The organism is Halobacillus kuroshimensis DSM 18393 (genome assembly GCF_000425705.1).
Classification (GTDB): Bacteria; Bacillota; Bacilli; order Bacillales; family Halobacillaceae; genus Halobacillus; species Halobacillus kuroshimensis.
In genome coordinates this window covers 19,989-38,578 of sequence record NZ_AUDY01000014.1, presented here as the reverse complement: position 1 = coordinate 38,578, position 18,590 = coordinate 19,989, and the positions used below count along the sequence as shown (strand labels likewise).

16 protein-coding genes are annotated in these 18,590 nt (G+C 48.3%); all 16 read right to left on the bottom strand.

What is annotated here, in order from left to right:
- Window positions 1–301 precede the first annotated feature (301 nt).
- Window positions 302–1,975: a glycerol-3-phosphate dehydrogenase/oxidase gene (locus H615_RS0117235; RefSeq protein WP_425307011.1), complete on the bottom strand. Its 1,674-nt coding sequence runs from the start codon at window positions 1,973–1,975 to the stop codon at window positions 302–304.
- A 219-nt stretch (window positions 1,976–2,194) separates the two neighbouring features.
- Window positions 2,195–3,694, bottom strand: coding sequence for a glycerol kinase GlpK (gene glpK, locus H615_RS0117230; RefSeq protein ID WP_027956300.1), 1,500 nt, complete (start codon window positions 3,692–3,694; stop codon window positions 2,195–2,197).
- 15 nt (window positions 3,695–3,709) lie between these two features.
- Complete coding sequence (locus H615_RS0117225; protein ID WP_027956299.1) at window positions 3,710–4,510, bottom strand: MIP/aquaporin family protein; 801 nt, start codon at window positions 4,508–4,510, stop codon at window positions 3,710–3,712.
- Between the two features lie 115 nt (window positions 4,511–4,625).
- Window positions 4,626–5,177, bottom strand: a complete 552-nt coding sequence (locus tag H615_RS0117220; RefSeq protein ID WP_027956298.1) for a glycerol-3-phosphate responsive antiterminator — start codon at window positions 5,175–5,177, stop codon at window positions 4,626–4,628.
- On the bottom strand, window positions 5,174–5,686 hold the full coding sequence (locus H615_RS0117215) for an acyltransferase (protein ID WP_027956297.1): 513 nt from the start codon (window positions 5,684–5,686) through the stop codon (window positions 5,174–5,176). The genes H615_RS0117220 and H615_RS0117215 overlap by 4 nt, the downstream gene beginning before the upstream one ends.
- 3 nt (window positions 5,687–5,689) lie before the next feature.
- Window positions 5,690–6,328: a pyrophosphatase PpaX gene (ppaX, locus tag H615_RS0117210; protein ID WP_027956296.1), complete on the bottom strand. Its 639-nt coding sequence runs from the start codon at window positions 6,326–6,328 to the stop codon at window positions 5,690–5,692.
- Window positions 6,303–7,259, bottom strand: a complete 957-nt coding sequence (locus H615_RS0117205) for a nucleoside recognition domain-containing protein (RefSeq protein WP_027956295.1) — start codon at window positions 7,257–7,259, stop codon at window positions 6,303–6,305. The genes ppaX and H615_RS0117205 overlap by 26 nt, the downstream gene beginning before the upstream one ends.
- A gap of 13 nt (window positions 7,260–7,272) precedes the next feature.
- Window positions 7,273–8,109: a prolipoprotein diacylglyceryl transferase gene (gene lgt, locus H615_RS0117200; RefSeq protein WP_027956294.1), complete on the bottom strand. Its 837-nt coding sequence runs from the start codon at window positions 8,107–8,109 to the stop codon at window positions 7,273–7,275.
- 12 nt (window positions 8,110–8,121) lie between these two features.
- Window positions 8,122–9,054 (bottom strand): HPr(Ser) kinase/phosphatase, encoded by a 933-nt coding sequence (gene hprK, locus H615_RS0117195; RefSeq protein ID WP_027956293.1) that lies wholly within the window; start codon window positions 9,052–9,054, stop codon window positions 8,122–8,124.
- 158 nt (window positions 9,055–9,212) lie between these two features.
- Complete coding sequence (locus tag H615_RS0117190) at window positions 9,213–9,569, bottom strand: phage holin family protein (protein ID WP_027956292.1); 357 nt, start codon at window positions 9,567–9,569, stop codon at window positions 9,213–9,215.
- Window positions 9,570–9,595: 26 nt separating this feature from the next.
- Complete coding sequence (locus H615_RS0117185) at window positions 9,596–10,624, bottom strand: DUF4097 family beta strand repeat-containing protein (RefSeq protein ID WP_027956291.1); 1,029 nt, start codon at window positions 10,622–10,624, stop codon at window positions 9,596–9,598.
- Window positions 10,625–10,728: 104 nt separating this feature from the next.
- Window positions 10,729–11,382 carry a bacillithiol biosynthesis deacetylase BshB2 gene (gene bshB2, locus H615_RS0117180; RefSeq protein WP_027956290.1) on the bottom strand — a complete coding sequence of 218 codons (654 nt, stop codon included), beginning with the start codon at window positions 11,380–11,382 and terminating at the stop codon, window positions 10,729–10,731.
- A complete protein-coding gene (locus H615_RS0117175) occupies window positions 11,375–11,746 on the bottom strand; it encodes a YojF family protein (protein WP_027956289.1) in 372 nt (123 codons plus the stop codon). The genes bshB2 and H615_RS0117175 overlap by 8 nt, the downstream gene beginning before the upstream one ends.
- A gap of 66 nt (window positions 11,747–11,812) precedes the next feature.
- Window positions 11,813–14,689, bottom strand: coding sequence for an excinuclease ABC subunit UvrA (uvrA, locus tag H615_RS0117170; protein WP_027956288.1), 2,877 nt, complete (start codon window positions 14,687–14,689; stop codon window positions 11,813–11,815).
- A 6-nt stretch (window positions 14,690–14,695) separates the two neighbouring features.
- Window positions 14,696–16,675, bottom strand: a complete 1,980-nt coding sequence (uvrB, locus tag H615_RS0117165) for an excinuclease ABC subunit UvrB (RefSeq protein WP_027956287.1) — start codon at window positions 16,673–16,675, stop codon at window positions 14,696–14,698.
- Between the two features lie 182 nt (window positions 16,676–16,857).
- Complete coding sequence (locus H615_RS0117160; protein ID WP_027956286.1) at window positions 16,858–18,441, bottom strand: peptide chain release factor 3; 1,584 nt, start codon at window positions 18,439–18,441, stop codon at window positions 16,858–16,860.
- Window positions 18,442–18,590 lie beyond the last annotated feature (149 nt).

Below are 18,590 nucleotides of genomic sequence, written 5' to 3'. Positions count from 1 at the left end.
TAAAAAAACGTACAGAAAGGCACGACCTCCACATGTAAGCAGGAAGAAGAAGGGGTATGCAGCCTCCTCTCCATCTCTCCGACAAGACATGAAGATTTTTAAATCCTATCGAAAAAAAAGAGCCTGCATGAACTTTCCCGACAGATTTTTTGGTCGGGTATATATCATAAGATCCGCTGTTTGTTACCTTGTGAAACAAAGGCCATTCGCAGGCCGTGTATTTATCCGCTGATAAATTAACAGCACCGGTTTCCCCGAGAACCTTAAAAACCCGTCCTCCGGAGAGGACGGGTTTGATTACTTATACATATTCAACAGGCGTAACGGCTTCTTTTAGAAGCTGATCAAGCTGCTCGGTATATTCTTTCTTCTGCTCATCTGTATAGTTTAAGGATTCAGCCATGTAGTCAATGACACTGTCCTTATGATCGCGGACCCATTGAATGTTGAAGAACAGGGCTGCGGTACGGCGGACGAAGAAGTCCACCGGCTTGAAGGTCATTTCTTCTTCAAGCGCATAAGCAAGCTGAGCAAAGACAGTTGGATCAATGCCTTCCTTCTCTGCTTCCTCTTTACGGTTTTGGAAGTTATTGAACACTTTATCCACGTTGGCACCATAAAGCTGGATCAGTTTATCTGCTTCCTCTTTATCAATACCGATGGATTCAGCGATCTTCAAGCGTTCTTCTTTGAACTGCTTGAATCCTTTAGATCCGCCAACTTCTCCTCCGGAAATAGCCATACGCTTCGTCTCGGAATCAGAGTAGCGCACGCCGGTTTCTTCCATCAATTGATCGCGGACAAGATCGACAGCTGTCACAGCCATCTTACGGTAACCGGTCAGCTTCCCGCCAGCCATGGAAATCAGACCGGAGTCAGAAACGAAAATTTCATCTTTACGGGAGATTTCAGATGGGTCTTTACCTTCCTCATGAATAAGAGGGCGAAGGCCGGCCCAGCTGGATTCCACATCTTCTTTTGTCGCTTTAACGGTTGGGAACATATAGTTCATCGCTTTAATAATGTAATCGCGGTCCTCTTCCGTCATCGTTGGATGTGAAATGTCCTGATCGTAAACCGTATCGGTTGTCCCGATATACGTTTTCCCGTTTCTAGGAATAGCAAAAATCATACGACCGTCCGGACTGTCGAAGTAGATCGCCTGCTTCAGCGGGAAGACAGACTGATCGAATACAAGGTGAACACCTTTAGTCAACTGCAGGGTTTTCCCTTTCTTGGAGCCGTCGATTTCACGTAGCTCATCAACCCATGGACCGCCCGCATTGATGATTTTCTTCGCTTTCACGTTATACTGTTCCCCTGTGATCGTATCTTCCACTACTGCTCCAACGATTCTGCCTTCATCACTATAGATAAAGTCCACGACTTTGGAGTAGTTGGAAGAGTTGGCGCCATATTCAACTGCTTTTTTCATAACTTCCAGAGTCAGACGGGCATCATCTGTTTTGTACTCAACGTAATACCCAGCACCTTTTAAACCGTCCTGCTTGATAAGAGGTTCACGCTTAAGCGCTTCTTCCGCACTCATCATGGAGCGGCGCTCGGATTTCTTAACACCAGCCAGATAATCGTAGACGCGCAGGCCGATGTTGGTAGAGAACGGGCCGAAGTTTCCGCCCTGGTGGAATGGAAGCAGCATCCATTCAGGAGTGGTTACGTGCGGGCCGTTTTCATATACGATCTCCCGCTCTTTTCCTACTTCTGCCACCATTTTAACTTCAAACTGTTTCAAGTAACGCAGGCCGCCGTGTACGAGTTTCGTGGAGCGGCTGGATGTTCCGGCTGCATAGTCCTGCATTTCAACGACCGCTGTTTTCATGCCGCGGCTGGCCGCATCCAGTGCAATTCCAGAGCCGGTAATTCCTCCCCCGATGACGAGTACGTCCCACTCTTCCTGAGTCAAGCGTTCAAATTGACGTTGTCTTTCCAAGCTTGAAAATGATTGCATATCGATCTCTCCTTCTTCCGTTGTCTTCATTTAATGGTCTGGTACGGGTATTCCCGAAAATGTCGAAAGTTATGTGTGGGAATGTTCTTTAGACACTGTGGCATAAAAAAAGAGACCACGAAACTCCTTATGCTGTGCATAAAGCTTCGTGGTCTCTCCGCGTCTCCGACCGTGTCCATTAACTTGTACCTTTATTATATCAGAGAGCGGACACGTGTCAAAGATTTATTCTTCAGGCTTGAAGACCCGGGTAGCTTCCACAGCTTTCTGCCATCCTTTGTATAGTGTCTGCGTTTTCTTTTCCTCCATACTTGGCTGGAATTCACGCTCCACCTTCCATTGATTTTCGATTTCCCGGCGGTCTTCCCAGAAACCAACCGCAAGACCGGCAAGGTAGGCAGCCCCAAGCGCTGTCGTTTCATTGATTTCCGGACGTTCCACGTTCACATCAAGCAGGTCACTCTGGAACTGCATCAGCATATTATTTTTCACAGCGCCGCCGTCCACCCGGAGCGTTTTCAATTCAAGACCGGAGTCTTCCACCATAGCATTGACCACATCTTTCGTTTGATAGGCCAGTGAGTCAAGCGTGGCTCTTACAAAGTGGGCTTTGGTTGTTCCCCGTGTCAGACCGAATACAGCTCCGCGCGCTTCACTGTCCCAATACGGTGTACCAAGACCAACAAAGGCCGGCACGACATACACCCCGTCAGCAGAATTCACTTCTCCTGCAACTTCTTCACTCTGAGGAGAAGATTCGATCATCTGCAGGCCGTCACGGAGCCACTGGATGGCTGAACCAGAAACGAAGATACTGCCTTCCAGAGCATATTCGACTTTACCATCCAGCCCCCAGGCCAGTGTTGTAAGCAGACCGTGGTTGGATTTGACCGGTTCTTCCCCGGTATTCATTAACATGAATCCACCGGTGCCGTAAGTATTTTTAGCCATTCCTTTTTCAAAGCAGGCCTGTCCGAACAGAGCCGCATGCTGGTCCCCGGCAATCCCTGCAATCGGTACCTCTTTTCCGTAGAAGTGATAATCGATGGTATGAGCATAGACATCAGAGGACTCTTTCACTTCAGGAAGCATGCTTTCTGGAACGTTCAGCAGTTCCAGGAGCTCCTTGTCCCATTCCAAATCATAAATGTTGTACATAAGCGTACGGGAAGCATTGGAATAGTCCGTAACATGGGCCTTCTGCCCGGACAGCTTATATACGAGCCACGTATCAATCGTTCCGAACAGCAGGTCCCCGTTTTCGGCTTTTTCTCTTGCTCCGTCCACATTGTCCAAAATCCATTTCACTTTCGTTCCTGCGAAGTAAGGATCAAGGAGAAGACCCGTCTTTTCACGGAAGGTATCTTCCAGTCCCTTCTCCTTCAATTCGTTACAAATCCCCTGCGTCTGTCTGGACTGCCAGACGACTGCTTTGTAGATCGGCTTCCCTGTGTTTTTATCCCACACGACGGTCGTTTCCCGCTGGTTTGTGATACCGATTCCAGCAATGTCGCCAGGGTCTACATCCGCAAGGCGGAGCACATCCGAAATACAGGCCAGCACAGATGTCCAGATTTCATTGGCATCATGCTCCACCCATCCTCTTTTTGGAAAGTATTGTTGAAATTCCTTCTGTGCGGTTTCAACAATTTCTCCATCGCGGTTGAACAGGATCGCCCGCGAGCTCGTTGTACCCTGATCAATTGATAAAATATAGTCTCCCATAGTAAATCTCTCCCTCTATGCTTGTTTCATTTTTTTTAATTCTATGTTCATGGAACTGAGAAGGGCAGCGGCAATAACCGCGGATCCTATCCAAAACCATATGGTAAACTCCGCCTGGAAAATGGCTTGATAAAATAATCCGCCATACATTCCACCGATAGCCGGACCAGCCACAGGAATCCAGGAGTAACCCCAATCAGATCCTCCCTTGCCGGGAATAGGAAGAACCGCATGCGCCAGTCTTGGCCCGAGGTCCCTCGCGGGGTTGATCGCATAACCGGTTGTAGAACCAAGGGACATCCCGATGGCCACAATCAACAAGCCGACGATCAATGGATTCAAGCCGTCTGTGAATTCATTGGCCCCTATAAATAATAACCCCATCACGAGTACAAAGGTACCGATAATTTCACTTACAAGATTGGAAATAGGACTGCGTATGGCCGGATCCGTACAAAAGATGGATTTGATAGCCAGTTGATCTTCCGTGTCTTTGAAATGAGGCAGGTAATGGAAAAACACGATGGCTGCTCCGATAAATGCCCCCATCATTTGTGCGGTGATGTATAGCGGGACTTTCGCCCACGGGAAATCTCCGACAACGGCAAACCCAAGTGTAACTGCCGGATTGATATGGGCGCCTGTAACGCTTCCAACTGCGTACACGCCCATGGCTACAGCAAGGCCCCAGGCTATCGTAATAAGCACCCAGTTTCCCTCCGCTTTTGTAGCTTTCAAGTTCGCTCCGGCTATGACACCGCCTCCAAAAATGATTAAAATCATCGTACCAATCAATTCACCCATAAATTCCGTCATGTGCCCGCTCCTTTCCGATCTTCAGCGGATCCCTGCCAAAAACGCACAACTATTAGCGTCTCTTCTAATCTCTGTGCGTTTTCAGGCTTCTTTTTAAAATGGGCGTCTGTATCATCTATTTGGAAAACTTCCATAAGTCGGTACGAGAAGTAGAAACGGCAGAAGCCCCGGAGGCCAGTGCCTGCTCTACGTCTTCCTCCGTACGGACGAGTCCTCCAGCGATGACAGGTACCCCGATCCGCTCTTTAATCTCTTTTATCATTCCCGGCAGGACACCTGGCAAAACTTCGACGTAATCAGGCTCCGTTCTCTGGATGAGCTTTACATTGTGCTCAATGGCCTGGCTGTCAATAAGAAACAACCGCTGCACAGATAGGATATTATATTTTTTCGCCTGATGAATGACATGCCCTCTTGTTGAAATCACCCCGTCGGGTTTCACTTCCTGACCGAGGTATTCCATACCGTAATCATCCGCTTTCAAGCCTTGGATCAAATCCACATGGACGAGGACTTTCTTTCCCGACTTCTGCCCAAGACGGACGAGCTTTCGAAGCAGTCCGAGACGGCTTTCAAGAAGGATGATATACTCCGTATCCGATTCCAGCAGTGTTTCAAAATCCTTGATTTTCTTTACTGCTGGTAAAACCGTTTGTGTAAAACTCATTCCTCCGCCTCCCGCTGAGCCATCTGCTCTTTCGTATAAATGACCTTCATCGGGTTTCCCCCGACAAAACTGCCGGGTGGAACATCTTTATTCACCAACGTGCCCGCCGATACGACCGCCCTGTCCCCAATAGTAATTCCCGGGAGGATTGTCGTATTGGCTCCGATCAGGACCTCATCTCCGATGATCACCTCACCCAGCCGGTATTCATCGATCAAGTATTCATGAGCAAGGATGGTTGTATTGTACCCAATTACCGTATTATACCCAACTTTGATTTTTTCAGGAAACATAATATCAACCATCACCATCAAGGCAAAGGCTGTCCTATCCCCTACCTTCATGTCTAAAAACGTGCGGTACAGCCAATTTTTCATTCCGAGAAAAGGGGTATAGCGTGCCACTTGAATAATGGTGAAATTTTTCACGACTTTTAGAAACGGCACGGTTTTATAGATATGCCACAAGGAATTCGCGCCCTGGACGGGATAGCGGTCTGTCTTTCTCATCCATTAACTCCCGGTAATCTGCAGCAGGTCACGCATGCTATCCAGCATGTAATCCGGGCTTAAATCGTCCAGTACATTTCTGCCTTTGACCGTCCATACAACCCCGGCTGTTTTCGTTCCGGCATTTTTCCCTGCTTCAATATCATGGGTATTATCACCGACCATAAGTGCTTCTGATGCCGGTGTATCCAGTTCCTGAAGCGCCCGCATAATTGGTTCCGGATGAGGTTTGGCATTGGTCACATCATCAAGAGTGACCACTGTTTCAAACAAGCCGTCCAAATTCGTGAGCTCAAGCCCCAAGTGTACCGTGTTTTTCATTTTTGTGGTCACTATACCAAGCCGGAAACCTTCGTCCTTCAAGGCATGCATTGTTTCAACAACACCTTCGTAGGCAGTCACATAGCGGTCATGGTTCTCCACATTATGTTCACGGTAGGTTTCCACCATCTCCTCCACCTTGTCCGGGTTGATCTTAGCCAGGCTTTCCACAAGAGGGGGCCCGATAAAATCCAAGATCTCTTCACGCGTATAGTCTCTGTCCCCATATTGGGCAATGGTGTGAGTGAAGGATGCAATAATCAGTTCATTCGTATCAATCAGTGTGCCGTCTAAATCAAAGAGAATGGTACGTATGCTCATGTGATGTATCCTTTCTATTATGTTGTAATTTGTTCCAAACAAACCCTACGGCCGCTGTTAACAGCACAGCTGTCGTTAACCGGATGATGAGAAGCGGCCAGACAGGAATGCCGAGTGGAATGAATACGAGCGTATCTTCAACGACAGCATGACAGGCGACAAGGAAGATGACGGCCAGATACATATCCTTTTTTGATACACCGTCTTCTTCCACGGCCTGAATCATTAACCCGGCCCCGTAGGCAAGGCCGATCGTCAAGCCGGCGGCCAGTGTCATGGACGTATTACGCTCCATACCTAAAAACCTGGTGCAGGGAGCGACCCATTCCGAAAATTTGTCGAGCCATCCTTTTTCTCTCATAAACTGCATGACGACCATCAATGGGATGACAATGAAGGCAAGCTGGATGATCCCCATGCCAGCCGTCTGCACCCCCTGGATGACGATTTCCGTCCATCCCTCCGGTTCCACAGGATTAGAGGGGGCGAGGCCGTATTTCGCCTGTGCCCCTCCCCCGTCCCAAAACAAATGGATGATAAATGCAGAAAAGAAAGCAAGGGAAAGGCGGACACCAATAACTATCCACCAGCTGACCCCGACCTTTTTAGCAACGGTCGATTCAATCAGCAGGTTATGGGAGAACGACAGCATGACAGCTAAAATAAATACTTCTTTCACCGTAAAATCAAAGGAGAGAATCGCAGCGATGCCGGCATACAGGTTCAAAAAATTCCCAACCACTAAAGGGACAGCCGCCTGACCTGGAAGACCCAGCCACCCCATCAGAGGTTCCAGTTTGTCCATCACCCATGGCAGGACAGGTGTATACTGGAGAATCGTCACAATCAGTGTTACGGGAAAAATGACTTTCCCCAGTGTCCATGTTAAATCCAGGCCCTTTTTTCCACCACGCAGCAGCGTTCCTTTCATGCTATCGGCTCCCTTATTTTACTTTCTTTCCGTTATAATATTTATCTGCCATTCCGCTCTTTCTGCGGTAGTAAATGAGTACGGCACTACCGATGACCAGTACAATGGAAATAAATTGAGCCATACGGATATCTCCGAACAAGTAGAGACTGTCCGTACGAAGGCCTTCCACAAAGAAACGGCCGACAGAATACCATATGACATAGCTTAAGAAAACTTCCCCACGACGCGGGTTGAAACGGTGGCGAAGAACGAGCAGAAGAGCGAATCCGATGATATTCCAGACGGATTCATAAAGAAACGTCGGGTGATACACCGTTCCGTCAATGCACATCTGCTGGTTGATGAAGGCAGGCAGATACTGCATGAAATTCTCGTAAAAAGCCTGTGAGACAGGTCCACCATGGGCTTCCTGGTTCATGAAATTCCCCCAGCGCCCGATTGCCTGACCAAGAATAATACTCGGTGCAGCGATATCTGCCATCATCCAGAAGGAGATACCTTTTACTTTTGTATAAATATAGGCGGTCAGTACCGAACCGATCAACGCTCCGTGGATGGCGATCCCGCCTTCCCAGACAGCAAAAACCTTCCACAACGGGCCGCCGGCATACCGCTCCCATTCAAAAATCACATAATAAAGGCGGGCACATAAAATGGCTGCAGGAATCGCGAACACCACGATGTCCACCATATAGTCCTTTTTCAATCCCAGTCTTTCTGTTTCTCTTGTCGCAATCCATAGTCCTAAAAAGGCTCCTGTAGCAATAATCAGGCCATACCAGTAAACAGAAAGTGGACCCAGCTGAAGAAAGACGGGATCAAGAGGCTGTGCTTCACATGTCTGCATCTTGTTTCCTCCTTATTTCCCCGTTTGATCCTGATCGATCACTTTGGTTAACCGCTCGGAAAATTCCTCTGCGGCATTGACGCCCATCCGCTTCAGGCGGAAGTTCATTGCTGCCACTTCAATGATAACGGCAAGGTTACGTCCTGGACGCACGGGGATCGTCGCTTTCGGAACTTGAACGTCCATAATTTTCATGGTTTCTTCCTCAAGGCCCAGACGGTCATATTGTTTGTTCTTATCCCAAAGTTCAAGGTTGATAACGAGTGTGATACGTTTGAAGCTTCGGACAGCTCCAGCGCCAAACAGCGTCATCACGTTGATAATTCCAAGACCGCGGATTTCCAGAAGGTGCTCGATCAGCGGCGGACTGTTTCCGATCAGCGTATCGTAATCTTCCTGCCGGATTTCCACGCTGTCATCGGCAACGAGACGGTGACCACGCTTCACCAGTTCAAGCGCTGTTTCACTTTTACCAACGCCACTCTGACCGGTGATCAGTACACCGATGCCGTAAATATCTACAAGGACCCCGTGTATAGCTGTAAACGGAGCAAACTTGGACTCCAGAAAATTGGTCAGCCGGCTGATGACTCTCGTTGTCTTATATGGGGAAATCATCAATGGGACGCCAGCTTCCTTAGCGGCTTCAAACAACTCTTCCGGAATATCCATTCCCCTCGTTATAACGATCCCCGGGGTAACATCCGTGCAGAGCTTTTCCGCCCGCTCCTGACGCTGTTCCTTCGTCAGTTCATTGAAATAAGACAGCTCCGTCTTACCGAGAAGCTGCAGTCTGTCTTTCGGGTAAAATTTGAAATACCCGGTCATTTCTACACCGGGGCGGGAAATATCACTCATATGTATTTCACGGTGAACTCCATCTTTTCCGGTTACTAATTCAAGCTGAAACTGTTCCAGTAAATCTTCTGTGCGGACCTTGCTCATCTTTCCAACAACCTCCATTCATCAATCACTGTCCCCTATTGTAGCATGTTTTGCTGAAATCTTGGATAGGTCTGTCTCAACCAGGGGTCCCTATCAGTATAGACATAAAATAGGTTCTGCGCATAAAAAAACCGTACGGATTTCTCCGTACGGCTGAATCAGGATTTCTTCATATCTTTCAACAGGCTGTTCAGTACCAGGTTCAAGAAAGAAATGATGACCGCGGCAAGGATCGTCATGCCAAATCCATCAATATCGAATGTACTTCCGAGGAACAAGTCGGTCAGAGCCAGTGTGATGGCGTTGATCACAAACAGGAACAGTCCGAGCGAAACAATCGTAATCGGAAGAGTCAAAATGACGAGAAATGGACGGACGACCGCATTAAGGATCGAAAGGATGAATGCGGCAAGCAAAGCACCGCCCACACCATCAATCTGGACACTGTCGAGCAGGGCTCCGACAGCAATAATGGCAACAGCATTCACTAGAATATGCAGCAGCCAGTTTTTCATAACACTCACCTCATTTTCCCACTGTTTTAAAGCTGGACAGGTGGCTGTATCTTCACTGAACCAGTCTTCGTCTCTGCTTCTATATGATAAACATCTTCAAATTGTTCATACGCTTCGAATTCCAGCGTCTTATTCATAACGTCTTTCTTGTCTTTCAGGATTTTATAATTATCAAGGCTGCACTGAAGGGAACCGAATTTCGTTTTCAGAATCCCGTCGACTTTACGCTCCACGGGAAGAGAAACCTGGATGGCCCCTGCTGTCGTTTTTAAAAAGGCGGTATGCGCTGTACTTCCTTTATGGTCTACGGTAATCCCTCCGCTCACAGAGGATCCATCAATTTTCCCGAATGTCCCTCCAAGGGTCACCGGCCCGTTGATCGTATCTGCTTCCAACTGATCAAACACACCTTCTTCGAGCTTGATCAACCCGTTGGCCGTATGAATTTTGCAGCTTCTGCCTTTCAGGCGGGCCCCTTTGACAGAACCGTTGGAGGTTTTCAAATGGAAATGCTCTCCTTCCAGGCCTTCCGCGTGCAGGGGGCCGTTCTGGAGCTGAGCTTTAATAAATTCATAGGAGCGTTTCGGTAAGTAAAGATCTGTATGCATTTTGATTTTCTTGGAAGGACTGGCCAAACGAAGCAGGCCATATTTGATGTCGAACTGAACATCTCCGTATACACGTTCCTTCGCTTCTTCTTCTGAGGCCGCCTGATACACTTTGATTCTGGAGGAGGCCTTCACCTGATCCTCCTCCCAGGAGTAGACATGGAGGGAACCGTTGGCAATCATTAGATCCACTTCCTTCAAGTCTCCAGCATCAAGCAGGGAGTCTTCCTTAATCTCCACCGATTCTCCAAAAGCAAGATCAAAGTCGGCGTTCTTAATTTTATCCACCGCGTCATCAAGAAAGTTCACAATGCCGTACTTTTTCTTCTCCGGCTGATCCTCTCCTTCACGTTCCAGAGCACTTAAAAGCTTCGCACCTTCTTCTGCATTGATCGTACCTTTTTCAATCATCTCCAAAATTTTCATACGTTCTTCATTTACCGGCATACATTCACTCTCCTTTACCTATCTATGTACGTTGTTCCCACAAAAAAAGATTCAAAAACAAAAAACCATGGATCCGATGTAAAGTCTGATCCATGGCTGCTATGTTAAAAGTGCCAGCGGTAAAATCGTTCTGTTTTCAATCGTTCCAGCTGTTCAGCGGCCTGATCATGATTTTCAATCAAACTCATCATTCCGTCCGCCTGGGAAAGGTGGGCCTGAATCGCTGCAAGCTTCTTTTCCCAATAAGGGCGGATATCATAAACGATATCCGGTTCCCCTAATACATCCGCATGGCCGTTGGAAATGGCGTGCATCCATACATCCGGGCGCGAGGCCTCTTCCATCAGTTTAACGGCCTCGACCGCTGCGGCTCCGAGAGCATCATGATCCGGATGGACCGCGTACCCCGGATAATGCGTGATGACCACCGTCGCCTCCAGCTCTTCCAGTCTTTTCTTCAAATGAGACGCTACTTTATCACGCGGTTCAAATTCAAGCGTCTTATCCCGGTAGCCGAGAAACTCCACTTCAATATCGAGTTGTCTGGCTGCTTCCTTTAATTCCTGTCTGCGGAATGTGGACAACGTCTCTCTGTTAGCAAAAACCGGACTTCCCATATTCCGTCCCATTTCTCCCAATGTTCCACAAAGGTATGTGACCGGAACTCCTTCATCCCTGAATTTAGAGATGGTGCCGGAAGCACCAAAGGACTCGTCATCCGGATGTGGGAAAATGACGACCACGTGCCCTTTACTCATCAGGATCCGCTCCGTGTGAGAATGGGGTCTCACTGATTTCCAAAGCGACCATCAAGCGTCCTTCGCGGTCATGACCCGCCATCAGCAGACGGCCTTTTTCATCGATTTCATAATCGCTCAGCCCTTCGGCGTACACCCATCCGAGATCAAGTTTAAGACCTACGCGGTAGCTGCCGCCTGTGCTGACGATTTTTCCGTGTTGATAAGAAACTTCCGCATTACGGATGAAAGCTCCCACGTTATAGGCATTCTCATCGAAGTGACTGGCATAAGCACCATTGGTTGTTTCCAAATGCACGTATACCGTTTTATTGGCTAACTGGTTGATTTTATCCTGAACTTTGTTCGGTTGTATTGATTCCACTCGTATTCCTCCCGTCCAACCATTCTTGTTTAACGATACTCAATTTGGCGGCGGGCGTCAAAACATCTACTTGCCGGCCACTTGTTCACGACTATCCATCTGCTTTTCCATACGCTCGCGGTCTCTCTCCAGAACAGGCTTCAAATACCGCCCTGTATAGGAAACCTCCTGCTCAGCGACGTGTTCAGGCGTTCCACTCGCAATGATCCGTCCGCCATTTCCGCCGCCTTCCGGTCCTAGATCAATAATGTGATCTGCTTCTTTGATGACATCAAGGTTGTGTTCAATGACAAGCACCGAGTCCCCATTATCAACGAGACGCTGGAGAACTTTCAGGAGACGTGAAATATCATCCACATGAAGGCCGGTCGTCGGCTCATCCAAAATGTAGAAGGATTTTCCGTTGGATCGGCGGTGCAGTTCACTCGCAAGCTTCACACGCTGGGCTTCCCCGCCGGACAACGTTGTAGCCGGCTGGCCGAGTTTAATATATTCCAGACCGACATCGGCAACCGTCTGCAGTTTGCGCTTAATTTTCGGAATGTTGGCAAAGAACTCCAGCGCTTCTTCAATCGTCATCGCCAGCACATCTGCGATGCTCTTGTTTTTATATTTCACTTCCAGCGTTTCTCTGTTGTACCGTTTACCGTCACAGACTTCGCAGGGAACATAAACATCCGGAAGGAAGTGCATTTCAATTTTAATGATTCCGTCTCCGCGGCAGGCTTCACACCGTCCACCCTTGACGTTGAAACTGAAGCGGCCTTTTTTATATCCGCGGATTTTCGCTTCATTCGTCTGTGCAAACACATCACGGATATCATCAAAGACACCTGTATAGGTCGCCGGGTTGGATCTTGGCGTCCTTCCAATCGGCGACTGGTCGATATCAATCACCTTGTCCAGGTGCTCTATGCCTTCGACAGATTTATGCTGTCCCGGTTTCTGCTTTCCGTTATGAAGCTTCATAGACAGTGTCTTGTAGAGGATTTCGTTGATGAGCGTACTTTTACCCGACCCGGAAACTCCTGTCACAGCCGTGAAAACACCGAGCGGAATATCGGCATTCACTTTTTTCAGGTTGTTTTCCTCCGCTCCTTTCACTTTCAAGGAGCGGCCGTCGGATTTCCGTCGTTCAGAAGGCAGGGGAATAAACTGCCGGCCGGATAAATACTGGCCTGTCAGGGACTTGCGGTTTTTCATGACCTGCTTTGGTGTCCCCTGAGTAACGATATTTCCGCCGTGGGCGCCTGCGCCCGGCCCGATATCAATCAAGTAGTCCGCAGCAAGCATGGTATCTTCATCGTGTTCCACGACAATCAAAGTATTGTCCAGGTCACGCATCCGCTTCAACGTGTTGATCAGACGGTCATTATCCCGCTGATGCAGACCGATGGAAGGCTCATCCAGCACATAAAGAACGCCGGTGAGGGCGGAACCGATCTGGGTCGCCAGTCTGATCCGCTGTGCTTCACCACCGGACAGCGTACCGGCAGAACGGGACAGCGTTAAATAGTCCAGGCCGACATTGGCAAGGAAGCTGAGTCGTTCACAGATTTCCTTCAAAATCATCCGGGCGATCGTTTCTTCTTTTTCGGTCAGTTCAACAGATTCAAAGAACTCTTTGGCCTCTGTTACGGAAAAATCAGTGGTTGTACCAATATGGCTGCCGTTGATCAAGACGGACAGAGCCTCTTCATTCAATCGGTTGCCTTTACATTTCGGACACGGCTTCTGGGCCATGTATTTCTCCATCTGTTCACGAATGTAATCAGAACTCGTTTCCCTGTACCGGCGGGAAATGTTCGGAATGACACCCTCGAAGAAAATTTCGTTCTCACGTACTTTGCCGAAGTCATTTTCATAGCGGAAGTAGACTTTTTCATCTCCACTTCCGTAAAGAATACGTTCTTTATGCTCTTCTGGAAGATCACGGAACGGTTTATCCATATCAATACCGTAATGGTCCGCTACGCTTTTCAGAAGCTGCGGGTAATATTGAGAGCTCTGAGGTTCCCATGCAGCAATCGCATGTTCATTCAGGGAACGTCCCCAGTCCGGAATGACAAGGTCAATGTCGACTTCCAGCTGAGTGCCGAGTCCATCACAGCGGCTGCAGGCACCATACGGACTGTTGAAGGAGAACATCCTCGGCTCCAATTCACTGACGGAGAATCCACAGATCGGGCAGGCGTGGTGCTCGCTGAATGTAAGTTCTTCTTCTCCGATGACATCGACAATCGTATTCCCATTCCCAAGATTCAACGCTGTTTCCAACGAATCTGAGAGACGTCCTTCGACACTGTCTTTAATGACAATCCGGTCGATCACCACTTCAATGGAATGTTTTTTATTTTTTTCGAGTTTTATTTCCTCGGAAATTTCCCGCATTTCCCCATCGACACGAAGGCGGATATACCCTTCCTTCTGGAGCTGCTCAAACACTTTCACATGCTCACCCTTACGACCGGAAACGACCGGGGCAAGAATCTGCATTTTCGTTCGCTCCGGATATTCCATCAAACGATCCACCATCTGCTGGACGGTCTGGGAACTGATTTCAATGCCGTGGTTCGGACATGTCGGGCGCCCGATCCTGGCGAATAACAGACGAAGGTAGTCGTAGATTTCCGTTACCGTTCCAACTGTGGAACGCGGGTTGCGGCTTGTCGTTTTCTGATCGATGGAAATGGCCGGCGACAGACCTTCAATCGAGTCTACATCCGGCTTGTCCATCTGCCCGAGAAACTGACGGGCATAAGCACTTAAGGACTCTACATAACGCCGCTGTCCTTCCGCATAAATCGTATCAAAGGCCAGCGATGATTTTCCGGACCCGGATAACCCCGTCATAACGACGAGTTTATTTTTCGGGATATCAATATCTATATTTTTTAAATTATGGGCACGGGCTCCCCGAATGCTGATATGTTTACTGGGCATACTCCATCATCCCTCCGCTTTTAATTCCAGCAGAATGTCGCGCAGCTCAGCGGCCCGTTCAAAGTCGAGGTCACGCGCAGCCTGCTTCATTTCTGTTTCCATATTGTCGATCATTTCCTGACGTTCCTTCTTCGTCATTTCCGAAGGCTTCTTGCCTGTCTCATAGCTGATATCTTCTTCAGCGACGGCGGTTGCCTTAATCACATCACGGACCTCTTTCTTAATGGTCTGTGGTGTAATGCCGTGCTCTTCATTGTAAGCCATCTGTTTTTCACGGCGGCGATAGGTTTCATCGATAGCAAACTGCATGGATTTCGTCATCTTATCCGCGTACATGATAACTCTGCCTTTTTCGTTACGCGCAGCCCGGCCGATCGTTTGAATCAGAGAGCGGTCGGAACGCAGGAAGCCTTCCTTATCCGCATCCAAAATGGTCACGAGTGAAACTTCAGGAATGTCCAGCCCTTCACGCAGCAGGTTGATTCCTACAATGACATCGTATTTTCCGACCCGCAGATCACGGATGATTTCAATACGTTCCAGTGTTTTAATCTCCGAGTGCAGATACGCCACCTTAATCCCGAGGTCCTTCAAGTACGCTGTCAGATCCTCGGACATTTTCTTCGTCAGGGTCGTGACAAGCACGCGCTCGTCCTCATCTTTCCGCTTATTAATCTCCCCGACAAGATCATCAATCTGACCGTGGATGGGACGCACTTCAATTTCAGGATCAAGCAGTCCTGTCGGCCGGATGATCTGTTCAATCATTTCAGGAGTATGTTCAATCTCATAAGGTCCAGGTGTTGCGGATACATAAGCAATCCGGTTGATATGCTCCTCAAATTCAGGGAACATGAGCGGACGGTTATCAAGGGCCGATGGAAGTCGGAACCCGTGATCAACAAGCACCTGCTTACGGGCGCGGTCCCCGTTGTACATCCCTCTTACCTGGGGAAGGGTCACGTGCGACTCATCCACCATAATTAAGAAATCGTCGGGGAAGAAGTCAAGCAGCGTATAAGGTGTCGCCCCTTCTTCGCGGAACGTCAAGTGACGGGAGTAGTTCTCGATACCGGAACAGAATCCCATCTCTCTCATCATTTCCAGGTCATAGTTCGTCCGCTGCTCGAGACGCTGGGCTTCCAGCAGTTTCTCCTGGTCACGCAGTTCTTTTACACGCGCTTCCATTTCTGCTTCAATGTTGGCAATGGCTTTTTTCAATTTTTCTTCCCGTGTGACGAAGTGGGAAGCCGGGAAGATAGCGACATGCTCCCGTTCACCTGTCACTTCACCTGTCAGCACATCCACCTCACGAATCCGATCGATTTCATCTCCGAAAAACTCCACACGAATAGCATGCTCTTCTCTGGAGGCGGGGATGATTTCCACAGAATCCCCGCGGACACGGAACGTTCCGCGCTGGAAATCGATGTCGTTACGGGCATATTGAATATCCACAAGCTCGCGGAGAAGCTGATCTCTGTCCTTTTCCATACCGGAACGGATGGAAAGCACCTGGCTCCGGTATTCTTCTGGAGAACCGAGGCCGTATATGCAGGAGACACTGGCAACAATGATGACATCATTGCGCTCGAACAACGCAGAGGTAGCCGAGTGTCGAAGCTTATCAATCTCATCATTGATGCTGGCGTCTTTTTCTATGAAGGTATCGGAAGAGGGAACATATGCTTCCGGCTGATAGTAATCATAATAGCTGACAAAATACTCGACAGCATTGTTGGGAAAGAACTCCTTGAATTCACTGTACAGCTGTCCAGCCAGTGTTTTGTTATGGGCAATAATTAAGGTCGGTTTGTTCACCTGTGCAATCACATTGGACATCGTAAACGTTTTTCCGGTACCTGTGGCGCCCAGCAGTGTCTGGTGCTTTTTCCCGTTCTGGATCCCCTCGACCATTTTTTCAATGGCTTTCGGCTGATCTCCCTGTGGGGAAAATTTCGAAACTAACTCAAACTTCTCATCCACGACGAAAACCTCCGTTCCTTACTAGTTACACTTTAGTTTACCACATCAGTTTATCATTCTAACATCCATCGAACAAACATTCGGTCCTGGTTATCCAAAAGATGTTTCTAACCATTCATTATACCCACCTTCAGCCATATAAAAAGCACTCTGCTCAACGCAGAGTGCTTTATTTTCATTTTTTAGAATGTCTGGTTATACTGGTTCACTTCAAATAAATCGGTCAGTTCAATATCCGGATTCTTATCCTTGAACCAACGGAGGGAGAAGTCATTTTTGAACAGGACAAGCGGATTGCCTTCCCGGTCTTCGGCAAGCATGTTCCGTTCATCGAACAATGATTCATCCACCTGATCCTCATTCAACCAGCGTGGGATCCTTTCCCCAAGCTGTGTCAATTCAATATCTACATTGTATTCGTTTTTCATACGGTATTCGAACACTTCGTATTGAAGTTCACCGACCGCTCCGATGATGTAATCCTCAAAGCGGTAGCGTTTAAACAGCTGGATCGCGCCTTCCTGCACGAGCTGCTCGAGCCCTTTACGGAACTGTTTGGACTTCATGACGTTTTTTGCGGTCACCTTTTTAAAGATTTCAGGCGGGAACTGTGGCAGTTCATCATACTGGAACTTGGATTTCCCTGTAACGATCGTGTCACCGATCCGGTACACGTTCGGGTCATAGATACCGATGATATCTCCGGCATAGCCTTCCTCGACCGTCCCTCTTGAAGAAGCAACAAACTGCTGGGACTGGGCGAGCTTAAAGGATTTCCCAGTCCTTGAAAGCGTCACGTTCATCCCCCGCTCGAATTTGCCGGAGCAGATTCTTACGAAGGCTACACGGTCGCGGTGCTGCGGGTTCATATTCGCCTGGATCTTAAAGATGAATCCGGAGAACTCCTCGTGATCCGGTGAAACGACGCCTTCTGTCGACTTCCTTGGCGCAGGCTCCGGTGCCATATCAATGAAGCTGTTGAAGAATGTTTCCACACCGAACGGGGCAAGGGCACTTCCGAAGAAGACAGGGGTCTGTTCTCCGCGCATGACTTTATCCATATCGAAATCTTCCCCGGCTTCATCCACAAGCATCATTTCTTCTTCCGCTTCCTTATACGTTGCGTTTTCGGTCAGCTCCGGGTGCTGGTCAAGTTCAGCATAAGGAATATATTCTTCTTCCTCATTCCCTGTGTACTGGACGAACTGCTCGTTCTGGCGGTCAAACACACCAAGGAAACGCTTGCCCATCCCTGCCGGCCATGTCATGGGATAGGTTTCGATGTTCAGCGTCTCTTCGATTTCTTCCATCAATTCAAACGGCTCGCGGCCTTCCCGGTCCATTTTGTTAATGAAAGTGAAGATGGGAATCCCGCGCATCTTACACACTTTAAACAGCTTCAAGGTCTGCGCTTCGATTCCTTTTGTTCCGTCAATAACCATGACCACACTGTCTACGGCTGTCAGCGTCCGGTACGTATCCTCACTGAAGTCTTCGTGACCAGGTGTGTCGAGGATATTGACCTGGTAGTCTTTATAAGGGAAGTTCATCACACTGGAAGTTACGGAAATTCCACGCTGTTTCTCAATTTCCATCCAGTCGGATGTGGCGAATTTGCCGGTTTTTTTCCCTTTGACTGTACCCGCAGAACGGATCAAGTTACCCAGTAAAAGCATTTTCTCCGTCATCGTCGTTTTACCGGCGTCCGGGTGGGAGATAATAGCAAACGTGCGGCGTTTTTTCATTTCATTTTGTATATCATTCATCGTGATATCCTCCGTCGTATTAAAAATTTCTATATGAATGGGGTGGAAAGGATATACGTCCTACATGATCTGATTCACTCCATAAAAAAAGCGCTCAGACTTATAAGCGCCTTCCTCGTATTTTTTATATGATACATTGAAAGTTAGCA

Excerpts from the sequence above, each read along its gene's own strand:
- lgt (WP_027956294.1), bottom strand. The coding sequence starts at position 8,109 with ATGCAGACATGTGAAGCACAGCCTCTTGATCCCGTCTTTCTTCAGCTG.
- H615_RS0117205 (WP_027956295.1), bottom strand. The coding sequence starts at position 7,259 with ATGAAAGGAACGCTGCTGCGTGGTGGAAAAAAGGGCCTGGATTTAACA.
- H615_RS0117220 (WP_027956298.1), bottom strand. The coding sequence starts at position 5,177 with ATGAGTTTTACACAAACGGTTTTACCAGCAGTAAAGAAAATCAAGGAT.
- H615_RS0117185 (WP_027956291.1), bottom strand. The coding sequence starts at position 10,624 with ATGCCGGTAAATGAAGAACGTATGAAAATTTTGGAGATGATTGAAAAA.
- bshB2 (WP_027956290.1), bottom strand. The coding sequence starts at position 11,382 with ATGAGTAAAGGGCACGTGGTCGTCATTTTCCCACATCCGGATGACGAG.
- glpK (WP_027956300.1), bottom strand. The coding sequence starts at position 3,694 with ATGGGAGACTATATTTTATCAATTGATCAGGGTACAACGAGCTCGCGG.
- uvrA (WP_027956288.1), bottom strand. The coding sequence starts at position 14,689 with ATGCCCAGTAAACATATCAGCATTCGGGGAGCCCGTGCCCATAATTTA.
- H615_RS0117225 (WP_027956299.1), bottom strand. The coding sequence starts at position 4,510 with ATGACGGAATTTATGGGTGAATTGATTGGTACGATGATTTTAATCATT.
- H615_RS0117190 (WP_027956292.1), bottom strand. The coding sequence starts at position 9,569 with ATGAAAAACTGGCTGCTGCATATTCTAGTGAATGCTGTTGCCATTATT.
- ppaX (WP_027956296.1), bottom strand. The coding sequence starts at position 6,328 with ATGAGCATACGTACCATTCTCTTTGATTTAGACGGCACACTGATTGAT.
- H615_RS0117215 (WP_027956297.1), bottom strand. The coding sequence starts at position 5,686 with ATGAGAAAGACAGACCGCTATCCCGTCCAGGGCGCGAATTCCTTGTGG.
- hprK (WP_027956293.1), bottom strand. The coding sequence starts at position 9,054 with ATGAGCAAGGTCCGCACAGAAGATTTACTGGAACAGTTTCAGCTTGAA.
- H615_RS0117160 (WP_027956286.1), bottom strand. The coding sequence starts at position 18,441 with ATGAATGATATACAAAATGAAATGAAAAAACGCCGCACGTTTGCTATT.